This window comes from Microbacterium sp. zg.Y909 (genome assembly GCF_024626565.1).
Genome location: NZ_JANJFJ010000324.1, coordinates 1 through 5,023, shown reverse-complemented (window position 1 = coordinate 5,023; position 5,023 = coordinate 1). Strand labels below are relative to the sequence as shown.

The following is a 5,023-nucleotide window of genomic DNA, read 5'->3' as shown; positions in this document are numbered from 1 at the left end:
AGCGCGTACCCGGCGCGGCGCAGCCGCAGCGCCGCCAGGGTCGCGGTCGGCAGCCACACGCCCATGTCGTGGAGTTCCGCGGCTCGCCCCCGCAGCACCTCGCCGACGGGCCCGTCCATCACGGTGCGACCCCCGGCGTCGAGGACGACCACGCGGTCGACGAGGCTGATCGCGGCATCCAGGTTGTGCTCGATCAAGACGATCGCCCGGTCGCCCGTCGCGGCGACGTCCCCCAGCGCCCGGTAGAACTCCTCGATGCCCTGGGGGTCGAGGTTGGCGGTCGGCTCGTCGAGCACCAGCAGCTCGGACTGCAGCGCCAGCGCGCAGGCGATCGCCAGGCGCTGGCGGCCGCCGCCGGAGAGGTGGTCGGGGTTCTCGGCGCGGCGCTCCCACAGCCCCACCCGGCGCAGCGCCGACTCGGCGCGGGACAGCACCTCGGGGGCGGGTACCCGCAGGTTCTCGGGCCCGAAGGCGACTTCGTCCAGAAGCGTCCCCGTCACCAGCTGGGCGTCGGGATCCTGGAAGACCATGCCCACGCGGCTCGCGAGGCGGGCGACGGGGGTGGTGGCGGCATCCTGTCCGGCCACGCGCACACTCCCGGTCACCGCGGCGGGCACCGCCTGCGGGATCAGTCCGTTCAGCGTCAGCGCGAGGGTCGACTTGCCGGACCCGCTCGGCCCGAGCAGCAGCACCACCTCGCCGGGGTCGACCGACAGGCTCGCCGAGATCGGCGCCGACGAGGCTGCGCCCTCGTAGCGCACGCCGAGGTCGCGCACCCGCAGCAGCGGCGGCGCCTGGTCGGGCAGCGCCGCCGGGGTGGACGCGGCGGACTCGTCGCGGGGGGCGGAGGTCACAGGCATCCAGAGTGCAGGGGGAAGGGGGTCCTCCCCAAGGTAGCCTGCCCTAACTTCGCTGCCAATCGCGTTCGCTCAGCGCGCGACGGCGCGGGCGACGCCGGCGTTGCGCAGGCCGCGACCCACGGCGAGCCCGACCGCCGTCCACGCCACCGGTCCCAGCACCGACACGGTCAGGTAGGTCACCTGCGCCCACGGCGCCATCGAGCCGAGGTCGGCGACCATCGCGACGACGACAGCGACGATGGCGCCGAGGATGACCGCCGAGATGAAGAAGCGCCACGGCTGCCACACCCGGTAGCGGGTGGCGGCGGCGACGAGCTCCTGGATGCCGCCGAACAGCAGGGCGGTGCCGATGAACCGCAGCGCCCAGTGCGGCGCCATCGCTGCGCCGACGAGGGCGGCCATGAGGTGCGCGAGGAGCGCGACCCACGGCAGGCGCAGCGCCTCCTGGGCGATGATGCCTGGCAGCACGTGCACGCCGAGGACGATGCCGTAGATGATCGGAAGGCTCGCGATCACCAGCGGCGTCAGCCAGCTGCCGATGGCGGCCATGATCCCGGTGGCGACGCCGATCGCCGCGCAGGTCAGCAGAACGCGCGTCGAGAGTCGGGATGCCGTGGACACCGGTCCAGGCTATCCCGCGGCGCCTTGGCGGCGGGCGTGAGCGAGACCGGAGAAAACCCGGAGATCGCTCGGCGTCCGCTCAGAGCGGGCGGCGGGTTGCCGCCGTAGCGTCGCTCAGATCCGGCGCCGTCGGCGGGTGAGACGCACGCCCGGCAGGGGCGGCGCGGGCACGCGCTCGGCGCCGTGTCCCACGACGTGGCCGAACCGATCGGAGTCGGCCTCCCACGCTTCGCGCGCCTCGACGATCTCTTCGTGGGTGCGGCCGACGAAGTTCCACCACATGACGATGTCGCTCTCGAAGGGCTCCCCACCCAAGAGGAAGAGCGTCGCCGGCCCGTCGGTCGTGACTTCCACCCCGGCAGCGCCCGGCGGGACGTACAGCAGCTGCTGCGGCGCGACGTCGACGGCATCCTGCCCATCGGGGTGCACACGCACCGTGCCGCTGACGCCCGCCAGCCCGTGCTCCCATGCCCGCTCCAGGGGCAGGCGCACGCGGACCCCGGCGTCCAGGCGCAGCTCCGCGCCGACGATGGGGGTGTAGACGGATGCCGGTGACGCGGTGCCGGCGAACGAGCCCATCACGACGGTCGCCTCGGCCCCGTCGCCGAGCGTCACCAGCGGGAGCCGCTCATGCTGTTCGAACGCGGGCGGGCCGTGTCGGCGCGACTCCGGCAGCGCCACCCACAGCTGCAACGCGTCGAGGGGAATCGGGTCGTCGCCGAGGGAGTACTCGGAATGGGCGATGCCGGCGCCGCTGGTCATGAGGTCGAGCGCGCCACGGCGCACGATCACGTCGCTGCCCACGGTGTCGCGGTGGTGCACCTCGCCGGCGAGCGGCCAGGTCACCGTCTGCAGGCCGATGTGCGGATGGGGCTCGACGCGCATCACAGTCGACTGCGGCCCGAAGCGGTCCAGGAAGCACCACGCACCCACCATCGGCAGCTGCCGCTGCGGCAGGCTGCGGTGAACCCGCATGGCGCGCAGGCCTCCGAGCGGCACCTCCCGCGCCTCGAGCAGCAGCACGCCGGTGTCTCGGCCGGTAGCCGGTGGCACATCGGCGGACGCGTCGGCCGGTGCGGCCTCGGCGTCCCAGCGGCTCATGAGTCGGCGTCGTCCGGATCGGTGCGACCGAGGTCGGCCACCAGCGGCCAGTGCACGGTGAGGCCAGGCACGTCGTTCTCCTTGAGATAGGAGGCGACGAAGGGGCACAGCGGCTCGACCTCCTGGCCGCGGGAGGCGACATCCGTCATCGCCTCGGCGATGAGCGTGGTGGCAAGTCCGCGCCCGCGGAACGCCGGATCGATCTCGGTGTGGTCGAAGCGCAGGCGGCCGTGCTCGTCAGGTTCGTACCCGGCGAAGCCCGCCAGCACGTCGCCGACACGGATCTCGTAGCGGCTTTCGGTGTCGTCGCGCATCACGGAGGTGGGGGTGTCGAGCTGGGCCATGGTGGCTCCTTCCGGTCTGTGGTCCCAACGTAGGCGGGTGGACGGATGTTCCGCGAGGTCGGCGGGCAGCCGTTCCTCGCGCGCGTACCGCCGTTCGTCGCGCAACCTCGACCGTTCGTCGCATGACTTCGGCACCGCCCGGACGCAGTCGCCGCCGCGATCTCTACCGTGGACCGACGCAACGTCGCGTGCCCAAGGAGATCCGATGACCTCTCGTTCCCAGACGCCCCCCGACGGCTCCTCGGCGGCCCTCGCCGCCGACCTTCCGCCCGTCGCCGTCCCCGAAGCCGAGCTCGAGCGCGAAGCGCGCTGGACGCTGCCCAAGATCCTGCTGTGGGCCGCGATCGCGCTGCTGGGCGGCCTCGCGTGGGTCATGCTCGCGGTCGTACGCGGCGAGACGGTCAACGCGATCTGGTTCGTGTTCGCCGCCGTCTGCACGTACCTGATCGGCTACCGCTTCTACTCCAAGGTGATCGAGAAGCACATCACCCGCCCCGACGACCGTCGGGCGACCCCGGCGGAGTACCGGCAGGACGGCAAAGACTACGTCCCCACCGATCGCCGCGTGCTCTACGGCCACCACTTCGCCGCGATCGCCGGCGCAGGACCGCTCGTCGGACCGGTGCTCGCGGCGCAGATGGGATACCTCCCCGGCACGATCTGGATCATCGTCGGCGTCATCCTCGCCGGTGCCGTGCAGGACTACCTCGTGCTCTTCTTCTCGATGCGCAGGGGTGGCCGCACGATCGGCCAGATGGCGCGGGACGAGCTCGGTCGCATCGGCGGCACAGCGGCGATCCTCGCCTCTCTGCTCATCATGATCATCATCGTGGCGATCCTGGCGCTGGTCGTCGTCAACGCCCTCGGCGAGAGCCCGTGGGGCGTGTTCAGCGTTTCGATGACGATCCCCATCGCCCTGTTCATGGGCTGCTACCTGCGGTGGATCCGTCCGGGCCGCATCACCGAGATCTCGATCATCGGCTTCGTGCTGCTGATCGCAGCGATCGTCGCGGGCGGCTGGATCGCCGACACCGAATGGGGCGCCGCGATCTTCACCCTCGACCGCACGACCATCGCGGTCGGCATCATCATCTACGGCTTCATCGCCGCGGTGCTGCCGGTATGGCTGCTGCTGGCGCCGCGGGACTACCTGTCGACCTTCATGAAGATCGGCGTCATCGTCATGCTCGCCGCTGCGATCGTGTTCGTGCGCCCGGAGATCACCACGCCGGCGTTCAGCGAGTTCGCCGGCGGAGAGCTGGGGCCGGTCTTCTCCGGTCCGATCTTCCCGTTCCTCTTCGTCACGATCGCGTGCGGCGCCCTGTCGGGGTTCCACGCCCTGATCGCGTCGGGCACCACGCCGAAGCTCATCGAGAAGGAGCGCCAGACGCGCTTCATCGGCTACGGCGGCATGCTCATGGAGTCGTTCGTGGCGATCATGGCCCTGGTCGCCGCGATCTCGATCGACCGCGGCATCTACTTCGCCATGAACGCCTCAGCCGCGGCGACCCTCGGCACCGTCGAGGGCGCGGTCGCCTTCGTCAACGGGCTGGGGCTGTCGGGTGTGAACCTCACGCCCGAGATGCTCACCTCCACCGCCGCGGCGGTGGGCGAAGAGAGCATCATCTCCCGCACCGGCGGCGCTCCGACCCTGGCGCTCGGCCTCGCGCACATCATGCAGCAGGCCGTGGGCGGCCAGGCGATGATGGCGTTCTGGTATCACTTCGCGATCATGTTCGAGGCGCTGTTCATCCTGACGGCCGTGGATGCCGGCACGCGCGTGGCCCGCTTCATGCTGCAGGACTCGATCGGGGTGGTGATCCCGAAGTTCCGCGACGTGTCGTGGCGACCCGGGGTGTGGATCTGCACCGGGGTCATGGTCGCCGGCTGGGGCGCGATCCTGATCCTCGGCGTGACCGATCCGCTCGGCGGCATCAACACGTTCTTCCCGCTGTTCGGCATCGCCAACCAGCTGCTGGCCGCCATCGCGCTGGCCGTGGTGCTGGCCATCGTCGCCAAGCGGGGCAAGAGCTACGCGAAGTGGCTGTGGATCATCGTGTTGCCGCTGGGATTCACGGCGGTCGTCACGATCACCGC

General features: G+C 71.2%; 5 protein-coding genes. 1 reads left to right on the top strand and 4 read right to left on the bottom strand.

Going from position 1 to position 5,023, the window contains the following annotated elements; all coding sequences use genetic code 11:
• The 4 genes from NQ160_RS18245 to NQ160_RS18230 all read right to left on the bottom strand — a co-directional run.
• Positions 1–860 (bottom strand): energy-coupling factor ABC transporter ATP-binding protein (locus NQ160_RS18245; protein WP_374113675.1); only part of this gene is annotated, 860 nt, incomplete at its 3' end.
• 69 nt (positions 861–929) lie between these two features.
• A complete protein-coding gene (locus tag NQ160_RS18240; RefSeq protein ID WP_257516548.1) occupies positions 930–1,481 on the bottom strand; it encodes an ECF transporter S component in 552 nt (183 codons plus the stop codon).
• A gap of 114 nt (positions 1,482–1,595) precedes the next feature.
• Positions 1,596–2,582 carry a pirin family protein gene (locus NQ160_RS18235; RefSeq protein WP_257516547.1) on the bottom strand — a complete coding sequence of 329 codons (987 nt, stop codon included), beginning with the start codon at positions 2,580–2,582 and terminating at the stop codon, positions 1,596–1,598.
• A complete protein-coding gene (locus NQ160_RS18230) occupies positions 2,579–2,926 on the bottom strand; it encodes a GNAT family N-acetyltransferase (protein WP_257516546.1) in 348 nt (115 codons plus the stop codon). Before NQ160_RS18230 ends, NQ160_RS18235 begins: the two co-directional genes overlap by 4 nt.
• Before the next feature lie 205 nt (positions 2,927–3,131).
• Between NQ160_RS18230 and NQ160_RS18225 the strand changes: the two genes are divergently transcribed.
• On the top strand, positions 3,132–5,023 hold a 1,892-nt coding region (locus NQ160_RS18225), incomplete at its 3' end, for a carbon starvation CstA family protein (RefSeq protein ID WP_257516545.1).

Excerpts from the sequence above, each read along its gene's own strand:
- NQ160_RS18235 (WP_257516547.1), bottom strand. The coding sequence starts at position 2,582 with ATGAGCCGCTGGGACGCCGAGGCCGCACCGGCCGACGCGTCCGCCGAT.
- NQ160_RS18230 (WP_257516546.1), bottom strand. The coding sequence starts at position 2,926 with ATGGCCCAGCTCGACACCCCCACCTCCGTGATGCGCGACGACACCGAA.